This window comes from Armatimonadota bacterium, assembly GCA_025059775.1.
GTDB lineage: Bacteria > Sysuimicrobiota > Sysuimicrobiia > Sysuimicrobiales > Sysuimicrobiaceae > Sysuimicrobium.
The window spans coordinates 56,180-77,442 of record JANXCW010000002.1 but is presented as its reverse complement, the minus strand read 5'-3'; the positions used below and the strand labels follow the sequence as shown (position 1 = coordinate 77,442).

At 68.9% G+C, this 21,263-nt stretch carries 21 protein-coding genes; 19 read left to right on the top strand and 2 right to left on the bottom strand.

Features of this window, described 5'->3' with window-relative positions; all coding sequences use genetic code 11:
* Position 1: 1 nt before the first annotated feature.
* Positions 2-976: a dihydrodipicolinate reductase gene (locus N0A24_01845; protein MCS7172150.1), complete on the bottom strand. Its 975-nt coding sequence runs from the start codon at positions 974-976 to the stop codon at positions 2-4.
* 77 nt (positions 977-1,053) lie between these two features.
* Here N0A24_01845 and N0A24_01840 point away from each other — a divergent pair, with 77 nt between their 5' ends.
* The 3 genes from N0A24_01840 to dprA all read left to right on the top strand — a co-directional run bounded on the left by N0A24_01840 (position 1,054) and on the right by dprA (position 4,696).
* A complete protein-coding gene (locus N0A24_01840) occupies positions 1,054-2,004 on the top strand; it encodes a carbamate kinase (GenBank protein ID MCS7172149.1) in 951 nt (316 codons plus the stop codon).
* 100 nt (positions 2,005-2,104) lie between these two features.
* The gene (locus N0A24_01835; protein MCS7172148.1) at positions 2,105-3,628 is read left to right on the top strand and encodes a YifB family Mg chelatase-like AAA ATPase; all 1,524 of its coding nucleotides are present in this window, start codon (positions 2,105-2,107) and stop codon (positions 3,626-3,628) included.
* A 9-nt stretch (positions 3,629-3,637) separates the two neighbouring features.
* On the top strand, positions 3,638-4,696 hold the full coding sequence (gene dprA / locus N0A24_01830) for a DNA-processing protein DprA (GenBank protein MCS7172147.1): 1,059 nt from the start codon (positions 3,638-3,640) through the stop codon (positions 4,694-4,696).
* Here dprA and N0A24_01825 read toward each other — a convergent pair.
* On the bottom strand, positions 4,693-7,155 hold the full coding sequence (locus N0A24_01825) for an adenosylcobalamin-dependent ribonucleoside-diphosphate reductase (GenBank protein ID MCS7172146.1): 2,463 nt from the start codon (positions 7,153-7,155) through the stop codon (positions 4,693-4,695). The two genes, dprA and N0A24_01825, sit on opposite strands and share 4 nt — an antisense overlap.
* An 85-nt stretch (positions 7,156-7,240) precedes the next feature.
* Between N0A24_01825 and topA the strand changes: the two genes are divergently transcribed.
* The 16 genes from topA to N0A24_01745 all read left to right on the top strand — a co-directional run bounded on the left by topA (position 7,241) and on the right by N0A24_01745 (position 21,238).
* The gene (topA, locus tag N0A24_01820) at positions 7,241-9,346 is read left to right on the top strand and encodes a type I DNA topoisomerase (protein ID MCS7172145.1); all 2,106 of its coding nucleotides are present in this window, start codon (positions 7,241-7,243) and stop codon (positions 9,344-9,346) included.
* Positions 9,274-10,221, top strand: coding sequence for a tyrosine recombinase XerC (locus tag N0A24_01815; protein MCS7172144.1), 948 nt, complete (start codon positions 9,274-9,276; stop codon positions 10,219-10,221). Before topA ends, N0A24_01815 begins: the two co-directional genes overlap by 73 nt.
* Positions 10,218-10,748: an ATP-dependent protease subunit HslV gene (gene hslV, locus N0A24_01810; GenBank protein MCS7172143.1), complete on the top strand. Its 531-nt coding sequence runs from the start codon at positions 10,218-10,220 to the stop codon at positions 10,746-10,748. Before N0A24_01815 ends, hslV begins: the two co-directional genes overlap by 4 nt.
* 26 nt (positions 10,749-10,774) lie before the next feature.
* Complete coding sequence (hslU, locus tag N0A24_01805; GenBank protein ID MCS7172142.1) at positions 10,775-12,163, top strand: ATP-dependent protease ATPase subunit HslU; 1,389 nt, start codon at positions 10,775-10,777, stop codon at positions 12,161-12,163.
* A gap of 52 nt (positions 12,164-12,215) precedes the next feature.
* Positions 12,216-12,959, top strand: a complete 744-nt coding sequence (locus N0A24_01800; GenBank protein ID MCS7172141.1) for a GTP-sensing pleiotropic transcriptional regulator CodY — start codon at positions 12,216-12,218, stop codon at positions 12,957-12,959.
* Between the two features lie 168 nt (positions 12,960-13,127).
* Complete coding sequence (gene rpsB / locus N0A24_01795; GenBank protein MCS7172140.1) at positions 13,128-13,973, top strand: 30S ribosomal protein S2; 846 nt, start codon at positions 13,128-13,130, stop codon at positions 13,971-13,973.
* Positions 13,970-14,590, top strand: coding sequence for a translation elongation factor Ts (tsf, locus tag N0A24_01790; GenBank protein MCS7172139.1), 621 nt, complete (start codon positions 13,970-13,972; stop codon positions 14,588-14,590). Before rpsB ends, tsf begins: the two co-directional genes overlap by 4 nt.
* A 13-nt stretch (positions 14,591-14,603) precedes the next feature.
* Positions 14,604-15,335, top strand: a complete 732-nt coding sequence (pyrH, locus tag N0A24_01785) for a UMP kinase (GenBank protein ID MCS7172138.1) — start codon at positions 14,604-14,606, stop codon at positions 15,333-15,335.
* A complete protein-coding gene (gene frr / locus N0A24_01780; protein ID MCS7172137.1) occupies positions 15,332-15,889 on the top strand; it encodes a ribosome recycling factor in 558 nt (185 codons plus the stop codon). Before pyrH ends, frr begins: the two co-directional genes overlap by 4 nt.
* Entirely contained in the window at positions 15,890-16,105 is a 216-nt protein-coding gene (locus tag N0A24_01775; GenBank protein MCS7172136.1) for a PASTA domain-containing protein, read from the top strand. It begins immediately after the preceding gene.
* 1 nt (position 16,106) lies between these two features.
* On the top strand, positions 16,107-16,922 hold the full coding sequence (locus tag N0A24_01770) for an isoprenyl transferase (GenBank protein MCS7172135.1): 816 nt from the start codon (positions 16,107-16,109) through the stop codon (positions 16,920-16,922).
* Positions 16,916-17,707 carry a phosphatidate cytidylyltransferase gene (locus tag N0A24_01765; GenBank protein MCS7172134.1) on the top strand — a complete coding sequence of 264 codons (792 nt, stop codon included), beginning with the start codon at positions 16,916-16,918 and terminating at the stop codon, positions 17,705-17,707. The genes N0A24_01770 and N0A24_01765 overlap by 7 nt, the downstream gene beginning before the upstream one ends.
* Complete coding sequence (locus N0A24_01760) at positions 17,704-18,852, top strand: 1-deoxy-D-xylulose-5-phosphate reductoisomerase (protein MCS7172133.1); 1,149 nt, start codon at positions 17,704-17,706, stop codon at positions 18,850-18,852. Before N0A24_01765 ends, N0A24_01760 begins: the two co-directional genes overlap by 4 nt.
* On the top strand, positions 18,852-19,886 hold the full coding sequence (gene rseP / locus N0A24_01755) for an RIP metalloprotease RseP (protein MCS7172132.1): 1,035 nt from the start codon (positions 18,852-18,854) through the stop codon (positions 19,884-19,886). The genes N0A24_01760 and rseP overlap by 1 nt, the downstream gene beginning before the upstream one ends.
* Before the next feature lie 15 nt (positions 19,887-19,901).
* Positions 19,902-20,573 carry an MgtC/SapB family protein gene (locus N0A24_01750; protein MCS7172131.1) on the top strand — a complete coding sequence of 224 codons (672 nt, stop codon included), beginning with the start codon at positions 19,902-19,904 and terminating at the stop codon, positions 20,571-20,573.
* The gene (locus N0A24_01745) at positions 20,570-21,238 is read left to right on the top strand and encodes a rhomboid family intramembrane serine protease (GenBank protein MCS7172130.1); all 669 of its coding nucleotides are present in this window, start codon (positions 20,570-20,572) and stop codon (positions 21,236-21,238) included. The genes N0A24_01750 and N0A24_01745 overlap by 4 nt, the downstream gene beginning before the upstream one ends.
* The last annotated feature ends 25 nt before the right edge of the window (positions 21,239-21,263 follow it).

Here is a 21,263-nt window from a genome sequence, read left to right as displayed (position 1 = left end):
ACTAGGAGGCGGCTCTGCTGGAGCCCGTGGATCGGACGGGCGGGAGCTCGAGGATGGTGCGAAGCCCGGGAGGCGCCTGGACCACGAGGGGGATGGTGTTCACCGCGAGGGCGCAGGTGGCCACGTCCCCGTGGAGGCCCCCGGGGATCTCCACCTCCAGGGAAGGCTCACCCTGAATCACGATCCGATCCCCAGGGGTCAGACCCAGGGCGAGGGTGAGCTCCAGCCGGATGCGCTCCTCCCCGCCCACCAGTCCCCTAGCCACCTGGTGCACGCCCGCCACCCCCGGAACGCCGGAAAGACGTATGGGCTCCACGTGGTCCGCGATGAGCTCCAGAGGCCAGCCCAATGCCGCACCGATGAGGGCTACGGATTCCGCCAGACCCACGTGTCCCACCTTCCCCTCCGCGAGGGCGCTCCAGAACTCCTCCTCCGAAAGCCCAACCCCGGCCTTGCGCCGGAGGGCTTCCCGTCGCCGGGATACGTCCACCCGCCGCTCCACCCGGATGGACCCGACCGCCGCGCAGGCCGCGGTGAGCACCAAGGGGAGGAGGTCCATGACGAACCCGGGGTTCACACCTACTCCGGTCACCGTGACGCCCCGGGCACGGGCGGCCTCATCCAGCCGCTCCGCCTCCTGCGCGTGGTGGAACCAGGGATACACGAGCTCCTCACAGGTGGAGATCACGTTGGCACCCGCCCGCACCGCCTCCAGGATCTGGGGCACCACCTGAGCGAGGTGGGAGTGGGTGGCGTGGAGCACCACATCGGCACGCTCCGCGATGGCACCCTCCGCGCTCACCCGCACGCCGAGTTCGTCCATGCCCAGGAGTTCCCCCAGATCCCGTCCCACCTTCTCAGGCGCCACGTCCACGGCGCCCACCAGCTCCACATCCGGGCGCTCGAGGAGGATCCGGGCGATGCCGAGCCCGATGGAACCCAGTCCGTACTGCACCACCCGGAGCCGATTGCGCACCCACGCCTCCCGTAGGGTCTCAGGCCAGTATACCGCGCCGGAGAGGGGATACGCCGCGGCGCGGAGAAGGAAAGGGTGTGGCAGGGTTCGCCTTGTTAGCCCTGGGTGGAAACGCCCTCCTGCGGGGTGAAGGGGACGTCTCCGTGGAAGCGGAGCGGCGCACCCTGCGGGAGACCGCGGAACAGATTGCGGCCCTCACCGCCCAGGGCTGGAAGCTCCTCCTCACGCACGGGAACGGGCCTCAAGTGGGCTTCAACCTCCTGAGGTCGGAGGTGGCGGCGCGGGCGGGATTGCTGCCGCGACTTCCCCTGGATGTGCTCGACGCGCAGACCCAGGGCAGCATCGGATACCTCATCGCGGAAGCGTTGGAGCGTGCCTTCCAACGCCCGGGGTCGCGGCGGCCCGTGGCCGTGGTGGTGACCCGGGTGGTGGTGGATCCCCGGGATCCCGCCTTCGCCCACCCCACCAAGCCCGTGGGACCCTACTACTCCGAGGAGGAGGCCCTCTCCCTCAGGGAGCAAGCGGGCTGGGTGCTGGTGCGGCAGGAGCGGGGGTGGCGTCGCGTGGTTCCTTCCCCCAGACCCCTCGAGGTGATGGAGCTGGATGCCATCCGGTTGCTGCTCCAGGAGGGGTACCTGGTGATCGCGGCAGGAGGAGGTGGCATCCCGGTGATCCGGGAGCTGTCCGGCTCCCTGCGGGGCGTGGAGGCGGTGGTGGACAAGGACCTCACCTCCGCGCTGCTGGCGAGCGCGCTCTCCTGCGACCTCTTCCTCATCTCCACGGATGTGCCCGGCGTGGCCCTCCACTACCGAAAGCCCGGGGAGCGCTGGCTTGACCGATTGACGGCCTCCGAGGCCCGCCGCTACCTCGCGGAGGGCCACTTTCCACCCGGGAGCATGGGGCCGAAGATCGAAGCAGCTCTCCGGTACCTGGAGGCGGGCGGGAAGGGAGTGGTGATTGCCGCCACGGAGTCGGTGGTGCGGGCGGTGCAAGGAGAGGCAGGAACCCGCATCGTTCCGGACCCTTGAGCGCAACCCGGAGGAGATCCATACGGCTTTCCGCGCCCTCGGCCCCTAAAAATCCCCTCCCGCCACGTTCACTCCGTCGGAAGGATCGCAGGAGGTGCGCATGCTGGCGCAGGTCCTCTCTGCATCCGTGTTCGGACTGGAGGCTTATCCCGTAACGGTGCAGGTGGACGTGGCCACGGGACTCCCAGGGTTTACCATCGTAGGGCTTCCGGACGCCGCGGTCCAGGAGGCCAGGGAGCGGGTGCGGGCCGCCCTCAAGAACGCAAACTATGAGGTCCCGACCCGCCGCATCACCGTAAACCTGGCGCCCGCGGACGTACGCAAGGAGGGCTGCGGGTTCGACCTCCCCATGGCGGTGGGGATCCTCGTGGCCACGGGGCAGCTGCCACCGGAGGCAAGCCACGGAACCGCGCTGCTGGGCGAGCTGGGCCTGGATGGGAGCGTGCGGCCGGTGACCGGGGTACTCTCCGCGGCCCTCGTCGCGGCCCAGATGGGCCTGCGGCGCCTCCTGGTGCCCGCGGACAATGCCCTGGAGGCCGCCGTCGTTCCCAGGCTGGAGGTGTACGGGGTGTCCCACCTCCTGGAAGCCGCGCGGTTCTTAGCCGGCGAGGTGTCGCTGCGGCCCGTCCAGGGGAACGGGATGGAGGCGGAGGACCCAACGGACGAGGTGGACTTCGCGGAGATCCGGGGCCAGGAGCACGCCCGCAGAGCCTTGGAGATCGCGGCCGCGGGCGGGCACAACGTGCTGCTGGTGGGACCTCCGGGGTCCGGCAAGACCATGCTGGCCCGTCGGCTCAGCACCATCCTCCCGCCTTTGAACTGGGAGGAGGCTGTGGAGGTGACGCGGATCTACAGCGTGGCGGGCGTCCTGCCCCGTCAGGGAACCCTCATCCGGCGGCCGCCCTTCCGGGCCCCCCACCACACCGCGAGCGCCGCGGCGCTCCTCGGCGGCGGGACGGTTCCGAAACCCGGAGAGGCGAGCCTGGCGCACCGGGGCGTGTTGTTCCTGGACGAACTCCCGGAGTTCCACCGGGATGTGCTGGAGGCTCTGCGTCAGCCCATCGAGGAAGGCCGGGTCACCCTGGCCCGGGCCGCGGCCACCGTGACCTTTCCCGCGGCCTTCCTGCTGGTCTGCGCCATGAATCCGTGTCCCTGTGGGCATCTGGGCGACCGGGTGCGGGAGTGTACCTGTACGCCAGGTCAGGTGCGTCGCTACCAGTCCAAGGTCTCCGGGCCGCTCGTGGACCGCATCGATCTGCACGTGGAGGTTCCGCGGCTTCCGCCGCACGCCCTGCTGGAAGAGCAGCCTGGGGAGCCCTCCGCGGTCATCCGGGAGCGGGTGGTGCGGGCCCGCCGCATCCAGCAGGAGCGATTCCGAGGGGCCCCGTACCGGACGAATGCCCAGATGCCTCCCCGGGTGGTACGGAAGGTGTGCGGACTGGATGAGGTCGGGAAAGCGCTGCTGCGGACGGCCATCGAGCGCCTGGGACTCACGGCACGCGCGTACGACCGGATCCTCCGGGTGGCTCGCACCATCGCGGATCTGGAGGCTTCTGAGCGCATTACGCCCGCCCACCTCGCGGAGGCCATCCAGTACCGGGTGCTGGACCGCCGGGCGCGCTAGGAGGGAGCGGTGACGGATCGAGAGGCCTGCATCCTGCTCAACGCCGTGCCTGGAATCCCGCCCCGCACCAAGCACCGCCTTCTCGAGTCCCTGGGCTCCCCGGCGGCGGTCGTCCGGGCTCCTCGGGATGTGCTGGCGGAATTGGTCACGGAGCATTCCGCGGAACGGATCGCGGCCTTCTGCGCCGTCCGGGACCCGCAGACGCTCCGCAGGGAGGCGGAGGCCATGAGGGCGCGGCTGGTTACCCTGGTGGATCCCGACTACCCTCCCCTCCTCCGGTCACTCCCGGATCCGCCCCTGGCCTTGTACATCCGGGGAAACCTCCCCGAAGTTCCCCACGTGGCCGTGGTGGGAACCCGCCGACCCTCCGCGGACGGCGTGGAGGTGGGCCGCCGGCTCGCGGCAGACCTCGCGGCGGCCGGGGTCTGCGTGGTGAGCGGGCTTGCCCGGGGGATCGATGCCGCCGCACACCGGGGAGCTCTGGAAGCGGGGGGCCTGACCGTGGCCGTCCTCGGGTGCGGGATGGACCGGGTCTGGCCCGCGGAGCACGGGGAGCTCCTGGAGCAGGTGGCGACGCACGGCGCGGTCCTCTCCGAGTATCCACCGGGTACTCCACCCCTCCGGCATCACTTCCCCGCCCGCAATCGGATCCTCGCGGCTCTCAGCCGGGCCGTGGTGGTGGTGGAAGCCCGCGAGCGCAGCGGGGCCCTCCTCACCGCGGAATTCGCCCTGGACCTGGGGCGGGAGGTGTTCGCGGTGCCGGGGTGCGTGCTGAACCCCCGCAGCCGAGGGCCGCATCAGCTGCTGCGGGAGGGGGCGTACCTCGCGGAGTCCGCGGAGGACGTGCTTTCCGTCCTGGGAATTCCCCCGCGCAAGGGCCGAACCGCGGCACCGCTTTCCGAGGCGGAGGCCCCCCTGGTAGCCCTCCTGGAGGAGCCCTGTCACCTCGATGAGCTGGTGCGGGCCACGGGCCATTCTCCGGCCGCGGTGGCCGCCATTCTGGTGGCCCTAGAGGTCCGGGGGATCGTGCGCCGGCTGGCGGGCGGCCGGTACGTACGGACCTGTTAGCACTCCCGGAACCCGCAGTGGGTGCAGACCGTGCATCCGCCCACGTTCACGAGCTCCCACCGCTGACACCGGGGGCAGAGGTTTGCGGACTCCTGTGCTTCCCCGGAGGGCGGCAGGACGGGTTCTTCCGTCGTCTGTCGCACCCCGCGATCCTGAAGGTACTTCTTGAGGGCCAGGGCAAACGCGTCCGGGATACTGCGGACCCGCTCCGCCCCGTAGCCCAGCCACCGGGATCCGCCGATCCCCTCCAGCTGATCCACGATGAGCTGCAGCCGCTGCAGCCCGCTGCCGGGGCCCCGCAGCCGGAGAAGGATGCTGCACAGCCGGCCGATGGCCTCCGCATCCGCCTCCGCATCGCTCCCCGCTTTTCCCAGCCGGCCGAAGACCTCAAAGGGCTCCCCCGCGTGCTCCGTGATGGTGACGAAGGCGGTGCCGAAGGGGGTGGGAATGCGGTAGGTGGGCCCTTCCAGCCGCTCGGGCCGTTCCCGCAACAGCCCTTCCCCCTCCGCAGGCGCTTCCCGCACCCGCTCCACCAGCGCCCGCACCACCGCCTCGATCTGCTCCTCCGGCCGGTCCCCGCCCGTGGGGAGATCCGGCAGGACCTGCTTGGCTAGGATCCGCACCCGCTCCCGCAGGAGCATCACACCATCGCGCCTCGCCTCCTCCGGGGTTACCAGGATCCCTTCCCGGGACCCTTCCCGGTAAACGCTGACCCCCTTGAGGCCCATGCGCCAAGCATGGAGGTAAATGCGGGCTACGGTCTGCGGGGGCGTATCCCGGGGAAGGTTTATGGTGCTGCTGATGCTCTGGTCGATGTGGCGCTGTAGGGCCGCCTGCATCTCCACCCGGCGTAGGGGATCGATGCGATGCGCGGTGACGAAGTACGGGGGCAGTCGGTCCATGAGGTAGCTTTCCGGATCCTCCACCTCCTCCAGCTCCTGGGGATCGAGGCGTTGTCCTGCGACCGCGAGGTATCGGGTCACCACGGGATGGAGCACCCGGAAGCTCGGCTGCGAGAGGGACTCGCTGCGCCGCACATAGCTGAGGGCGAAGACGGGCTCGAGCCCGTTGCTCACTCCGGCCATGGCGGAGCCGCTTCCCACGGGCGGGATGGTGAGGAGGCTCACGTTCCGTAGCCCGTGTTTGCGGATCCCCTCCAGGATGTCCTCCGGGAAATCGCGGAAGAAGGGAGAACGGAGGTGCCGGTCCGGATCGAGGGCGGGAAAGGGGCCTTTCTCCCGCGCGAGGGCGATGCTGGCCCGGTAGGCGTGTTCTTTAATAAATCGCATGATCCGCTCCGCGAAGGCGATGCCCTCGTCGCTGTCGTACCGGAGCCCCAACAGGATGAGGGCATCCGCAAGGCCCGTGATCCCGAGCCCGATGCGGCGGGCCCGGAGGGAGGCTTCTTCCTGGTGCGGGAGGGCGTGTCGGCCCCGGTTGTAGTCGTGCACGTTGTCGAGCAACCGCACCCCTACCTCCACCGCCTTTCCCAGCTGTTCGAAGTCCAGCCGGGCCTGCGGAGTGAAGGAATCGCGCACGAACTGGGCCAGGTTGAGGGAGCCCAGATCGCAGGACCCCCCGTGCTCTAAGGGTTCTTCGCCGCAGGGGTTCGTGGTCACGGGCTCCATCCCCCCGTAGCAGGAGGTGCTCAGGCGCAGGACCGTGTCCCAGAACAGCACTCCGGGCTCCGCCCAGTCCCGGGCTCCCTGCACCAGCTCCTGCCACAGGTGCCGGGCCGGGATCACCCGTTCCATCCGGCCCACCTCGGGCCCCTCGAACCACAGGCGCCAGGGCTCGTCGCGTTCCACGGCTTGCAGGAAGGCGTCGCTGAGCCGCACACTGATGTTCGCGAACCGGACGCTCGTGAGGTCGCGCTTCACCCTGCAGAACTCCAGCACATCCGGGTGGTGGTCCGCGATGGTGATCATGAGGGCCCCGCGCCGGCCCGCCTGCCCGATGATGCCCGTGGTGAGGGAGAACAGCTCCATGAAGCTCACGGCACCCGTGCTCACCCGGGCCGCGTTGTGCACGGGAGCCCCTCGGGGCCGCAGGGGGGAGATGTCCGTGCCCACCCCGCCCCCACGGCTGAAGGTGCGGGCGCAGTTCTGCACCGCGGCGAAGATGGCCTCCAGGCTGTCGCCCTGGATGGCCTCCACATAGCAGTTGATGAGGGTGACCTTGCGGGGGTTGCCGGCCCCGTGTAGGATGCGGCCCCCGGGGAGGAACTTGAAGTCCTCCAGTAGCCAGTAGAAGGCCCGCTCCCAGGAGGCCCTCCGCTCGGGGTCCGGTTCCACGCGCGCCAGCTCCCGGGCCACCCGGGCCCACATCTGCTCGGGACGGGTCTCCAGGACGCGGTCCTCCAAGTCCCGCAGGGCATACTTTTCATAGAACACCAGAGCCCGGAGGAGGTCTCCCCCGAAGGCTTCCAGGGTCTCGGGCGGGAGCGAGCTTTCCGCCATTCCAGATCCATTGTACGCCGCCTCGCGGGTTGACGGCTGTGCTACCATGAGGCGCGAGCAGGGCTCCCGGAGGGGAGGGGAGGATTTGGCGAAGGCAAAGAGCCTGATCGTGGTAGAGTCGCCCGCGAAGGCGCGCACCTTGAAGAGGATGCTGGACCGGCGGTACGAAGTCCTGGCCTCCATGGGGCACGTGCGGGACCTCCCCAAATCCCGGCTCGGCGTGGACATCGCGGACGGCTTCCGGCCGCACTACATCGTGATCAAGGGCAAGGGACCCATCCTCCGGGAGCTGCGGGAGTTCGCCAGGCGCGCCAAGGCCGTCTACCTCGCCCAGGACCCCGATCGGGAGGGGGAGGCCATCAGCTGGCACCTCCAGCAGCTGCTGGAGGACGCGAACCGCAACATCCGCCGGATCGAGTTCCACGAGGTCACCCCGGAAGCGGTGCGAAGGGCCCTGGAGAACCCCCGGGACATCAATCTGAACCTGGTGGCGGCGCAGCAGGCCCGTCGGATCCTGGACCGGCTGGTGGGCTACAATCTGAGCCCGCTGCTGTGGCGCAAGGTGCGCAGCGGGCTCAGCGCGGGAAGGGTGCAGTCCGTGGCCCTGCGCTTGGTATGCGAGCGGGAGGCGGAGATCGAGGCCTTCGTGCCTCAGGAGTACTGGACCCTCTCCGCCCTTCTCCGTAGACCGCAGGACGCGGCTTCCTTCGAGGCCCGGCTCCACAGCCGCGGAGAGGAACGGGTGGAGCTCCCCAACGAGGAGGCGGTGCGTGCCGTCCTGGCGGAGCTGGAGGGAGCCACGTATCGGGTGGCGGAGGTCCGGCGGCGCGATCAGCAGCGGCATCCTGCCCCCCCCTTTACCACCAGCACCCTCCAGCAGGAGGCGCACCGCCGGCTCGGATACACCGCCGCCCGCACCATGGCCATCGCGCAGCAGCTCTATGAGGGGCTGGACCTGGGGGAGGAGGGGACCGTAGGCCTCATCACCTACATGCGCACGGACTCCGTGCGGGTGGCCGCGAGCGCGGTGGCGGAGGCACGGGCGTACATCCAGGAGCGGTATGGGCCGGAGTACGTTCCCCCAACCCCCCGCCGCTATGCGGCCAAACAGTCCGCGCAGGACGCGCACGAGGCCATCCGCCCCACCTCCGTCCGCCGTACCCCGGAGCGGGTGCGGCCGTACCTGCGGCCCGACCAGTTCAGGTTGTACAAGCTCGTGTGGGACCGGTTCGTGGCGAGCCAGATGTGCTCCGCGGTCTTCGATACCCTCTCCGTGGACATCACGGCGGGTCCCTACGTCTTCCGGGCCACGGGACAGCGGCTCAAATTCCCCGGGTTTTTGGTGGTGTACCGGGAGGATCAGGAGGAGGATGAGGGGAGTTGGCTTCCTGCCCTGGCGGTGGGGGAGGAACTGGAGCTGTTGGCGCTCCGCTCCCAGCAGCACTTCACCACCCCGCCCCCGCGCTACACGGAGGCTACCCTGGTGAAGGCCCTGGAGGAGAAGGGCATCGGGCGACCCTCCACCTATGCCCCCACCCTGGAGATCCTTAAGAAGCGAGGGTACGTGCGCACGGAGCAGAAGCGGCTGGTGCCAACCTCCCTGGGCCGGCTCGTGAATCAGCTGCTCACCACCCACTTCCCCAACGTGGTGGATGTGGAGTTCACCGCACGCCTCGAGAGCAGCCTGGACCGCATCGAGGAGGGTAAGGCAGACTGGGTGGGCGTGGTTCGTGCGTTCTACGAGCCCTTTGAACAGGACCTCCGGCGCGCGGAGCAGCACATCGAGGAGGTGGAGCTCCGTCCCGAACCCACGGGCGAGAGCTGTCCGCAGTGCGCGGCTCCCCTGGTGCGCAAGCAGGGCCGTTTCGGGGAGTTCATCGCGTGCACCCGGTACCCTGCGTGCACCTACACCCGGCCGGTGGGAATCGGGGTCCGGTGTCCCCGGTGCGGGGGGGAGATCGTGGAGCGCCGCAGCCGCCGCGGCCGCCTGTTCTACGGATGCGGGAACTACCCTGCCTGCACCTTCACCTCCTGGGACCGGCCCCAGGACGTACGGTGCCCTGTGTGTGGGTATCCCATGGCGGAGAAGAGGACCAGACGTGGTGAGGTGGAGCTGCGATGCCTCAACCCCGAGTGCGCCACCAGCGAGATCCCGTCCCGGACCCAGGAAACCACGATGGTTCGCTCCTAGCGACGGACATCGCCCGCTTCCTGGAAGCGCTTCACTCGGAACGGGGGATCTCCCCCCACACCTACCGGGCCTATGCCCGGGATCTCATGGAGGTGGCACGCTTTTTGCAGGAGGAAGGGGTTTCCCGCTGGGAGGATCTCTCGCCGGCCCTGCTGCGCCGCTACCTGGCGCGCAGAAGCCAGCGGGTCGCCCCCACCACCCTAGCCCGCCAGCTCAGCGCCCTGCGAGGGCTGTGCCGGTTCCTCGTCCGGGCGGGACGTCTTCCCGCCAATCCCGTGCGGGCCCTCCGGACGCCCCGGAGGGCCCGCCGCCTGCCCCGCTCCCTCACCCATGAGCAGATGCGGGCCCTGCTTGCCTCGCCCCCGCGCGGGGATCCCGTGGGCCTCCGGGACCGGGCCCTGCTGGAGGTGCTGTACGGAAGCGGGCTACGCGCCTCCGAGGTGGTGGGCCTCCGGGTACGGGACGTCGAGGAGGGGCGGGAACTGAGGGTTGTAGGCAAGGGGGGCAAGGAACGGGTGGTGATCCTCACGGAGGCTGCCCGGAGGAGTCTGGAGGCCTATCTCCGGCGAGGCCGACCGCAGCTGGTGCGGGGGCGGGATGTGGAGGCTCTGTTCACCAGCGTTCGGGGCCGGCCCCTCTCCGTGCGGGGGTTGCAGTACCTGGTGCAGCGCCTGGGGGCGCGCTTGCCCGGGCTCCGCGCCACCCCGCACACCTTCCGCCACACCTTCGCCACGCACCTGCTGGAGGGCGGGGCCGACCTCCGGGTGGTCCAGGAGCTGTTGGGCCACGCGAACCTGGCGACCACCCAGATCTACACCCACCTCTCCCGGGCCCGGCTGAAGGAGGTGTACGACCGATCGCATCCCAGGGCCTGAGGTTCTATGGGACGACCATCCTCGGCATCTGCCGCGGGGGAGAGGCCGCGGTGGCGGGTGATGGGCAGGTCACCCTCGGCGAGACCGTGCTCAAACATCGGGCGGTGAAGGTGCGGCGCGTGGGGGACCGGGTGCTCGCGGGGTTCGCGGGGAGTGCCGCGGATGGGCTCACCCTGTTCGAGAAGTTCGAGGCGAAGCTCCAGGAATACCGGGGCAATCTCCCGAGGGCCGCGGTGGAGCTGGCGAAGGAGTGGCGCACGGATCGGATTCTGCGGCGGTTGGAGGCCCTGCTGGTGGTCTGCGACCGGGAGCACCTCTTCGTCCTCTCCGGGGATGGCAACGTGGTGGAGCCCGATGATGGGATCGCGGCGGTCGGAAGCGGTGGGCCGTATGCACTCGCCGCGGCCCGGGCTCTGGCCCGGCACACAGGCCTCTCCGTGGCGGAGATCGCCCGGGAGGCCATGAGGATCGCGGCAGAGATCTGCATCTTCACGAACGCGGAGATCACTGTGGAGACCCTGCCGTGAGATCGGAGGACACCCTCCTGGAGTCCATGCGGGAGCTCACGCCCCGGCGAATCGTGGAGGAGCTGGACAAGTACATCGTGGGACAGCAGGCTGCCAAGCGGGCCGTGGCCGTCGCGCTCCGCAACCGGTACCGCCGGGCCCTCCTGCCGGAGCCCCTGCGGCGTGAGGTGATCCCCAAGAACATCCTCATGATCGGGCCCACGGGGGTGGGCAAGACCGAGATCGCCCGACGGCTGGCGCACCTGGTGCGGGCCCCCTTCGTGAAGGTGGAGGCCACCAAGTTCACCGAGGTGGGGTACGTGGGCCGCGACGTGGACGCCATCATCCGGGACTTGGTGGAGGTCTCCGTGCAGATGGTGCGCTCTGAGCGCCTCTCGACCGTTCAGGAAGAGGCTTGGCGTCTTGCGCAGGAGCGGATGCTGCACGTGCTGGCTCCGGATCCGCCGCGCCCGGGACCGCAGAACCCCTTCGAGGCCCTCTTCGGCGGGCGGGCCAGTGCAGGCTTAAGCGAGTCCTACGACCGGGAGCTGGAGGCCGCAAGGTCTCGCCGGGAGGCGCTGCGGCCGCGCCTTCTGCGGGGGGAGCTGGACCGGGAGGTGGTGGAGATCGAGGTGGAAGAGAGCGGGCTGCCGGTGGTGGAGATCATCGGGGCCCAGGGGGTGGAGGAGATGGGCATCAACGTACAGGACCTGCTGGGGGGGCTCCTGCCGAAGCGGCGCAAGCGTCGGCGCGTTACGGTGGCAGAAGGGTTGCGGGTCTTCGCCCAGGAGGAGGCCGCTAAGCTCATCGACCAGGAGGAGGTACAGCGGGAGGGTGTGCGGCGGGCCGAGGAACTCGGAATCGTGTTCATCGACGAGATCGACAAGATCGCAGGCTCCGGCACCCCGGTGGGGCCCGATGTGTCCCGGGAGGGCGTGCAGCGGGACCTGTTGCCCATCATCGAGGGCTGCACGGTCACCACGAAGTACGGGCCCGTACGTACGGACCATATCCTCTTCATCTGCGCGGGAGCCTTCCACACCAGTAAGCCCTCGGACCTCATCCCGGAGCTGCAGGGCCGGTTGCCCATCCGGGTGGAACTGGACCGGCTCACGGAGGAGGACTTCGTACGCATCCTTACGGAGCCGGAAAACGCCCTCCTCAAGCAGTACGCGGCCCTCATGCGAACGGAAGGGGTGGAGGTGATCTTCACGCCCGATGCGGTACGGGAGATGGCCCACATCGCCGCATGGATCAACGAGCAGACGGAGGACATCGGTGCCCGGCGGCTGCACACCGTGCTGGAGAAGGTCACGGAGGAGATCTCCTTCGCGGGCCCCGAAGGCCCTCGGGAGGTGGTCATCGACGCCCCGTATGTCCGGGCCCGCCTCGCGGACGTGCTGCAGGATCGGGATTTGAGCCGCTACATTCTTTAACTTGTGGTAAAATTGGGACGGGGCCCCCGAGGGATGCTCCCCTGGAGGAGGCTTGAAGGACGTACTCCTGGAGAGCGCGAGGCGGATCGCCCAGGCGATCGGCAGGGAAATTGGGCGTACAAGCGCCCAGGAAGTTCTGGCCATCCTTGGCGATGCCACCCGAAGTGCCGCGGTGCTCCTGGACGCGGAGGGTAAGGTCGTTGCCACCTGGGGACCCCTACCCCGTCCCCTGGAGGTGGAGGCGGGTCTACCTCCTGCCGCGGTGCAGGCTCTAGAGAGGCTCACGGAGCCTGCCGCGAACCTCCGTTCCGGTCCCCTCCTGGAAGCTCTGGAAGGAGGAGGCAAGGCGTTGCTCGCTTTTCCCCTGCAGGCCTCCGGCCGTCGGGTGGGAAGCCTCCTGCTGCTTCGGAAAGAGGCCTTCCAGCCAGAGGAGGAAGGGCTCGTGCAGTACGGGGCCGCGGTGCTGGCCCTCCACATGCTGGTGATGGAAAGCCGTGCCCTCCTCGAACCCCAGGCCGCGGAGCAAGTCCGGACCGCCTTGGGAGCCCTCTCCTACTCGGAGCTGGAGGCCATCCGTCACATCCTCCAGGAGCTGGGGGATGCCGAGGGCATCGTGGTCGCGAGCCGGGTGGCGGATCGGGCGGGCATCACGCGGTCCGTGATCGTGAACGCCCTGCGCAAGCTGGAGAGCGCCCGGGTCATCCAATCCCGTTCCCTAGGGATGAAGGGAACCTACATCAAGATCCTCAATCCTCTTCTGCGGGAGGAGCTGGAGCGCGGCCGGACCGGCCGCTAGAGGGCCGTTCGGGGGTCGGTACCGGGGCTCGTGCTTCCGGACCGGGGAGCGGTCTGGTATACTACCGCGGGCGTGGGCCTGCCCAGGGCCTGTGGTGTCCTCGGACGGAGCCCAGGGAAACCGAAAAATCCCCCGTGCACGTACGGGCGGAGGAGGTAGGAAGGCGGGATGTCGGTGGTGACCATGAAGCAGCTGTTGGAGGCGGGGGTCCACTTTGGGCATCAGACCCGTCGATGGAACCCCAAGATGGCCCGCTTTATCTTCACGGAGCGCAACGGGATCCACATCATCGATCTCCAGAAGACCCTGCCGCTTCTGGAAGAGGCCTATCGGTTCGTGCGCAGCGTCACCGCAGCCGGGGATCAGGTGCTGTTCGTGGGCACGAAAAAGCAGGCCCAGGACGCCATCCGGGAGGAGGCCACGCGGGCAGGTCAGCCCTACGTAAACCAGCGGTGGCTAGGAGGGTTGTTGACGAACTTCCAGACCATCCGCCGCCGGGTGGATCGGCTGCGGGAACTGGAGATGCGCAGGCACCTGGGAGAACTCGAGCTTCTGCCCAAGAAGGAGCAGGTGCGGGTTCTGGAGGAGCTGGAGCGGCTGGAGAAGTACCTGGGTGGGATTAAGAATATGCCCAAGCTCCCCGGTGCGGTGTACGTGGTGGACACCCGGAAGGAGCACATCGCGGTGGCAGAGGCGCGGAAGCTGCGCATCCCCATCGTAGCCATCGTGGACACCAACGCGGATCCGGATGAGGTGGATTACCCCATCCCCGGGAACGATGACGCCATCCGGGCCGTACGGCTTGTGACCACCAAGATGGCGGACGCATGCCTGGAGGGCATCGAGGAACGGCGCAAGCTCCTCGGGGAGGAGGCGGTGGCGGTGCCACCCGCGGTACCCGCGCCCGCCGAGGAACCCGTGCCGGTCGAGGGCCTGGAGGAGGAGCTGGAGACCTTCGATCTGGAGTCGGAGATGGAGGAAGCCTTTGATCTCGAGGAGGATGAAGACCTGTGAGCGAGAAGGACCGGGAAGTACCCGTGGAGGCCATCCGGGAGCTTCGGGCCCGTACGGGGGCCGGCGTGCTGGACTGCCGCAGGGCGCTCGTGGAAGCGGCGGGGGACCTGGAACGGGCCATCGAGATCCTGCGGGCCCGGGGACTTGCGGCCGCCGCCAGGCGGGCAGGACGTACCGCGGCTCAGGGCGTGGTGGATGCCTACATCCACGGGAACGGTGTGTTGGGAGTGCTCATCGAGGTGAACTGCGAGACGGACTTCGTGGCGCGTACGGAGGAGTTCCGGCGCTTGGTGCGGGACCTGGCCATGCAGGTGGCAGCCACGGACCCGAAGTACATCTCCCGGGACCAGATTCCTCCCGAGGAGCTGGAGCGGGAGCGTGAGATCGCCCGCAGCCAGCTCCAGGAGGCCATGGCGGGGAAACCCCCTCAGGCCCTGGAGCGGGCGGTGGAAGGGAAGGTGGAGAAGTGGATCGAGGGCGTGGTGCTCCTGGAGCAGCCCTTCATCCGGGATGAAAAGCGAAAGGTCTCGGACGTGATCGCGGAGGTGGTGGCGAAGACCGGGGAGAACATCGTGGTGCGGCGCTTCTGCCGGTTCCGGGTGGGGGAGGGTTTGTAGGGGCGAGCCTGCCATGGCGAACCTCCGCTACCGCCGCATCGTCCTGAAGCTGAGCGGAGAGGAGCTGAGCGGGAACGGCCGGGAGATCCTGGATCCCCGGGTGTTGGAACTGGTGGCGCGGGAGGTGAAGGCCGTCTGGGAGCTGGGAGTCCAGGTGGCCCTGGTGGTGGGCGGTGGGAACATCGTGCGGGGAGGGGAGCTGAGCCGCCGGCTGGGCATCGAGAAGGTCACCGCGGATTACATGGGCATGCTGGCCACGGTCATCAACGCCCTCGCCCTTCAGGAGATCCTGGAAGGGGAAGGGCTTGCCACCCGGGTGCAGACCGCCATCGCCATGCACGAGATCGCGGAGCCCTACATCCGGCGCCGGGCGATCCGGCACCTTGAAAAGGGACGGGTGGTGCTGTTCGCGGCAGGTACAGGGAACCCCTACTTCACTACGGACACCGCCGCGGCCCTGCGGGCCATCGAGATTGAGGCGGGAGCCGTGCTCATGGCCAAGAAGGGAGTGGCAGGGGTCTACGATAAGGACCCGGCGCGCTACCCCGACGCGGTGCTGCTGGACCGTCTCACTTACCTGGAGTTCCTCAACCGGGGGATCCAACAGGTGGTGGACGCCACCGCGGTATCCTTGTGTATGGACAACAACATGGATATCTGGGTGTTCCGGCTGACGGAGCCGGGCAACGTGGAGCGCATCGTGCGGGGCGAGCATGTGGGGACCCTGATCGGAGGGATGCTGTGATCCAGGAGGTCCTGGCGGACGCCCGGCAGCGGATGCAGAAGTCGGTGGAAGCTACCCGTCGGGAGCTCGCGGGGCTGCGCACGGGCCGGGCGCATCCGGGGCTGGTGGAGCACATCCGGGTCGAGTACTACGGTACCCCCGTTCCCCTGAACCAGCTGGCCACCATCACCGCTCCGGAACCGCGCCTGCTGGTCATTCAGCCCTGGGACAAATCCGCCCTGCGCAGCATCGAGAAAGCCCTCCTGCAGAGCGACCTCGGCCTCCATCCCACCTCGGATGGGAACGTCCTGCGGGTTCCCATCCCGCCCCTCACGGAGGAGCGCCGGCAGGATCTCGTGAAGCTGGCCCGGAAGCTGGCGGAGGAGGGACGTGTGGCCATCCGGAACATCCGGAGGGAGGCCAAGGAGACCATCGAGGAGCTGGAGGACGAGGGAGAGATCTCGGAGGATGAGGCCCGTCGTGCTCAGGAGGAACTCCAGAAGCTCACGGATCGGTTCATCGAGGAGATCGACGCCCTCCTCCAGCGCAAGGAGGCGGAGATCCTGGAGGTTTAGGTGCGGGACGTCGTGGGCTATCCCCTGGAGGAAGCGCGGGCACAGCTGGAGGCGGAAGGGTGGCGGGTGGAAGTCCAGCAGACCGCTCCTCCCCGGGCAGGACGGGGGACGGGTTCCCAGCGGGTGGTTCGCCAGCGGCTCCGGGACGGCGTGGTGGAGCTCGTGGTGAGCTGGGAGTGGTATGAACGGCTTTCCCCCTCCCCGCAAGGCCGCTGAGGTGTCCACCGCATCTCGCCCCGATCCGACCTCTGCCCCAGAAGCCGGATCCGTTCTCCGGAGCCTGGGGCTCGATCCCCGCCGCATTCCCCACCACGTGGCCATCATCATGGACGGAAACGGCCGATGGGCCATGGCCCGGGGGCTTGACCGGATCGAGGGGCACCGGGCCGGTCGGGAGGCCATCCGTCGTACGGTTCGGGCGGCGCGGGAGCTGGGGCTCCGGGTGCTGACCCTGTACGCCTTCAGCACGGAGAACTGGCGGCGTCCCCGGGAGGAGATCGAAGCCCTGTGTGCGCTCTATGAGCAGGTCCTGTGGGAGGAAACCCCGGAACTCGCCGTGCAGGGAGTCCAGATCCGCATCATCGGCGATCGCACCCGGTTTCCCCAAAGCCTCCAGGAGGCCATCCGGTTTGCGGAGGAGACCACCCGGAACAACCACGCCTTCGTGCTGGTGGGGGCGTTGAACTACGGAGGCCGGGCGGAAATCACGGGGGCGGTCCGGGAGATCGCCATGGCCATCGCCTCGGGTCGGCTCCGGCCCGAGGAGGTGGACGAGGCGGTGGTGGCTCGGCACCTCCAGACCCATCCCCTTCCGGATCCCGACCTCATCATCCGAACCGCGGGGGAGCGGCGGCTGAGCAACTTCCTCATCTGGCAGTGCGCGTACACGGAGCTGTACTTCACCCCCGTCCTGTGGCCGGAGTTCGACCGGGAGACTCTCATCGCCGCCATCCGGGACTACCAGCGGCGGGTGCGTCGGTACGGTGGCCTCGTCCCCGCGGAGTTCGACGGCGCTCCCGGCTCGGGATGCTAGGCCGAAGGCTCCTTACCGCTCTCACCGGCATTCCCATCATCGTGGTGGGGGTTTGGCTCGGGGGGGAGGTCCTGTTGGTCCTGGTGGCAGCCCTCATCGTGTTGGGGCTGTGGGAGTTCTACACTCTCGCGGACCTCGCGGGGTATGCGCCGAGCCGGATGGTAGGAGTCCTGGCGGGGGTGGCGCTCGCGGTTCTCGCATATCTGGGGGAGCGGCGGGGGGTCCTTGCGGTTCTCGCGGGAGTGGTGCTGTACGTCCTCTCCACGCAGCTCAGTCCGAACCGTGGCCGGGCTTTGGCCAACGCCGCGGGTACGGTCCTTGGGGTCCTGTACGTGGGCTATTTCGCCACCCACCTGCTGCTGCTCCGGCAGCTCCGACACGGGATGGCCTTCACCTTCCTCGTATTCGGGACCGTGTGGGCCACGGAGACGGCCGCCTACTTCGTGGGCCGGTGGCTGGGCCGGCGCAAGCTCCTCCCGCGGGTGAGCCCGAACAAGACCGTGGAGGGAGCGACCGCAGGCGTGGCGTGCGGGGTGCTGGGAGCACTGGCGGTGGGTGCGGGATTTGGGATCCCGCTCGGCGTGGCCGCGGTGGCCGGAGCCCTCTGCAGCACCGCGGCTGTGGCGGGAGACCTGTGGGAATCCGCCTTGAAACGGGAGGCCCAGGTGAAGGACTCGGGCACCATCCTTCCGGGGCACGGGGGATTCCTGGATCGGTTTGATGGCGTGCTCTTTGCGGCCGTGGTGGGCTACTACGTCTTCGCCACCTGGACGGGGGCCCTGTGAGGGCAAGGCGGGTGGTGATCCTGGGTTCCACCGGCTCCATCGGCCGCCAGGCCTTGAAGGTGGCCGAGGCGATCCCGGGCCGGGTGCAGATCACGGGGCTGGGAGCCCGGCGGGACGTGGAGGCCCTCGCAGAGCAGGTGCGCCGGTTTCAACCGGAGGCTGTGGCCCTGAGCGACCCGGGGGCCGCCCAGACCTTCCGGGCCCATGTGCCGGAGTTCCGGGGCGCTTTCCGAGGAGGGGAAGGGGCCCTGGAGTGGCTCGCCCGGTGGCCGGAAGCGGACCTCGTGCTCGTGGCCCTCAGCGGCATCGCGGGCCTACGCCCCACCCTGAGCGCCGTCGAAGCTGGGCACGACGTGGCGCTCGCCAACAAGGAAACCTTGGTGGCCGCAGGTCACCTGGTCCGCCGGGCTGTGGCGGCCAGGGGAGTCCGCCTGATCCCCGTGGACGGGGAGCACAGCGCCATCTTCCAGGTCTTGGAGGGGCGGGACCCCGGCACCGTGGCCCGGGTGGTGCTCACCGCTTCCGGGGGGCCCTTCCTGCGGCGGCCCCTCTCCTCCCTCCACGCCGTTACCCCGGAGGAGGCCTTGCAGCATCCCACCTGGCGGATGGGGCCCAAGGTCACCGTAGACAGCGCCACCCTCATGAATAAGGGTCTGGAGGTCATCGAGGCCCGGTGGCTGTTCGACCTCCCGCCAGACCGGATCCAGGTGGTGATCCACCCCCAGAGCGTGGTGCATGGGATGGTGGAGCTGGTGGACGGGACGGTCCTAGCGCATCTCAGCCCCCCGGATATGCGGCTTTTCATCCAGTACGCCTTCACCTACCCCGATCGGGCGGAGGTGTCGTATGCTCGAATGGACTGGAGCCGTCCTCAGGCGCTCACCTTTGAGCCGCCGGACCCCCGACGGTTTCCGTGCCTGAACTACGCGTATGAGGCCCTGGGACGGGGGGGAACGGCGCCCGCGGTGCTAAATGCGGCGAACGAGGTGGCGGTGGAGCGGTTCCTGAGGCGGGAGATAACGTTTGTGGAAATCCCGAAAGCGGTGCGGATGGCCCTGGATCTGCACGATCCTGTCCCGGATCCCACCCTGGAAGAGGTCCTGGAGGCGGACCGCTGGGCCCGGGCGTTGGTGAGGGGGCTTTGATGCCGATCCTGCTCGCGGTGTTCGCATTCGGGCTTATGATCCTGGCCCATGAGCTGGGGCACTTCCTCGTGGCCCGATGGGTAGGGGTGACGGTGCAGGGGTTCGCCATCGGGTTCGGCCCTTCCCTGGTTCGGTTCCGCCGGGGGGAGACCACCTACCGGATCAACCTCTTCCCCTTTGGGGGCTACGTGCGGTTGGCGGGCGAGGACTTCGAGGAGGAGGCGGGATCGGGCTCCTTCCGCTCGAAACGGGTGGGGCAGCGGATGCTGGTGGTCGCGGCTGGGCCCTTGATGAACTTCCTGCTGGCCTTGCTCCTGCTGGGGTCGGTGGTCACCGTGTGGGGGCTGCCCGTGGGGGTGACGAACGAGATCGCGGAGATCCGACCCGGATGGCCCGCGGAGCAGGCGGGGCTGCGGGTGAGAGATCGGATCGTGGCCATCAACGGGGAGGAGATCCGGAGTGGGGAGCAGATGGTCCAGACCATCCACCGAAGCCCGGGGCGCCCCCTGCGGATCCGGGTGGATCGGGAGGGGCGGGTGTTTGAGGTGACCGTCACGCCGAAGCTCGAGCCCCGGCTGCGGGTGGGCGCCATCGGCATCACGCCCGGAGTCCTCCGGCAGCGCCAGGCTCCCTTCTCCGCCCTCGTTTGGGCCACCGCTCAGACCGCGCGGTTCGCGCGGGACATCGTGGTGGGAGTGGTGCATCTGCTGGCCACCGGGAGCTTCCTGGAGGGGCTCGCGGGTCCCGTGGGCGCGGTCCGCCTGCTGGGGGACGCGGCCCGAACAGGATTCGATTCCTACCTCTTCATGACCGCCTTCCTCAGTGTGATGGTAGGCTTCTTCAACCTGCTTCCGGTTCCCGCTCTCGACGGAGGGCGGCTTGCCTTCCTGCTCGTGGAGGCGGTACGGCGCCGGGCGGTGGATCCCCGGCGGGAGGGGTACGTACACCTCGTGGGGTTCGCCCTGCTCCTTCTGCTCATCCTTGTGCTGACCTACCGGGACATTCTACGATGGGCTGGCGGCACTGGGTTCTAGTGGCCGAGGGGAGATGTGATCGAGACCCTGGAGGTCATCCTACGCCTCGGACTCGCGGTCCTGCTGGGCGGCGTCGTGGGCCTGGAGCGGGAGGCCCTGGAGAAACCCGCGGGCTTTCGCACCCACATCCTGGTCGCTCTGGGAGCCACCCTGTTCACCCTCATCAGCGGCTACGGGTTCCGAGGAAGCGGGGCGGATCCCACCCGCATCGCGGCAAACGTGGTGGTGGGCATCGGCTTTTTGGGCGCCGGAACCATCTGGCGCCACGGCGTAGGGGTTGGAGGGCTCACGACCGCGGCAAGCCTATGGACCGTGGCCGCCATCGGGATGGCGGTGGGGACCGGGTTGTACCTTCCCGCGGCCCTCGGCACCCTGGCGGTGGTGGCCATCCTCCATCTCTTCCCGCGGATTGATGCCCGCCTGCTGCGCCGGGGGAACACCGGGGTGCTCCACCTGGCCGTGCAGGACCGGCCCGGCCGGTTGGCGGAGCTGTTCGGCCTTCTCATGCGGCACCGGGCAACGGTCCTCGGTGCCGAGGTGGCTCAAGGCACGGACGGCCTCGTGCACCTGACCTTCACCGTTCGGACCCCTCCGGAGGTGGATCGGGCTCAACTGCTGGCCGCCCTCCTCGAGGCGGACGGCGTCCGTCAGGCCCGCTGGGGGGCCTCCTCGGGGGAGTTCCGGTGATTCCGCTCCGCGATAGCCTCCCCAGTCGACGGACCCCGATCACGATGCTCACCCTGCTCGTGACGAACATCCTGGTGTTCCTGTACACCGCGGGCCTGGAAAGTCCGTGGGAGATCCAGGCCTTCTTCGAGACGTACGGTCTCGTGCCCGCGAGGATCCTGGGCCCGGACCCCCCCTACTACACGCTCTTCACCTCCATGTTCCTCCACGGAGGATGGCTGCACCTGGCGGGGAACATGCTGTACCTCTGGATCTTCGGGAACAACGTGGAGGATGCCACGGGCCATGTGGGGTTCCTGGCGTTCTATGTGCTGTGTGGGCTTGCGGCCGCCTTCGCCCAGATCCTCATCCAGCCCACCTCCCGGGTGCCCATGGTGGGCGCGAGCGGGGCCATCGCGGGGGTGCTGGGCGGGTATCTCGTGCTCTATCCTCGGGCACGGATCCTGGCGCTGGTCCCCTTGGGGTTCTTCCTGCACCTGACGGAGGTCCCCGCCATCCTCTTCCTTCCCATGTGGTTCCTCCTGCAGCTGGTGTACGGGATCGCGTCCCTGGGCGTGCGGAGCGAGTTCGGCGGGGGCGTGGCCTTCTGGGCGCACATCGGCGGGTTCGTGGCGGGCTTGGTGTGCATCCGAGTGTTCGCCCGCCGCACCCGCAGACGGTGGTGAGCGAAGATCTCAGAGGCGGGAGGGA

Excerpts from the sequence above, each read along its gene's own strand:
- N0A24_01825 (MCS7172146.1), bottom strand. The coding sequence starts at position 7,155 with ATGGCGGAAAGCTCGCTCCCGCCCGAGACCCTGGAAGCCTTCGGGGGA.
- hslU (MCS7172142.1), top strand. The coding sequence starts at position 10,775 with ATGCGGGAGCTCACGCCCCGGCGAATCGTGGAGGAGCTGGACAAGTAC.
- pyrH (MCS7172138.1), top strand. The coding sequence starts at position 14,604 with ATGGCGAACCTCCGCTACCGCCGCATCGTCCTGAAGCTGAGCGGAGAG.
- rseP (MCS7172132.1), top strand. The coding sequence starts at position 18,852 with ATGCCGATCCTGCTCGCGGTGTTCGCATTCGGGCTTATGATCCTGGCC.
- N0A24_01765 (MCS7172134.1), top strand. The coding sequence starts at position 16,916 with ATGCTAGGCCGAAGGCTCCTTACCGCTCTCACCGGCATTCCCATCATC.
- N0A24_01815 (MCS7172144.1), top strand. The coding sequence starts at position 9,274 with ATGCCTCAACCCCGAGTGCGCCACCAGCGAGATCCCGTCCCGGACCCA.
- N0A24_01835 (MCS7172148.1), top strand. The coding sequence starts at position 2,105 with ATGCTGGCGCAGGTCCTCTCTGCATCCGTGTTCGGACTGGAGGCTTAT.
- rpsB (MCS7172140.1), top strand. The coding sequence starts at position 13,128 with ATGTCGGTGGTGACCATGAAGCAGCTGTTGGAGGCGGGGGTCCACTTT.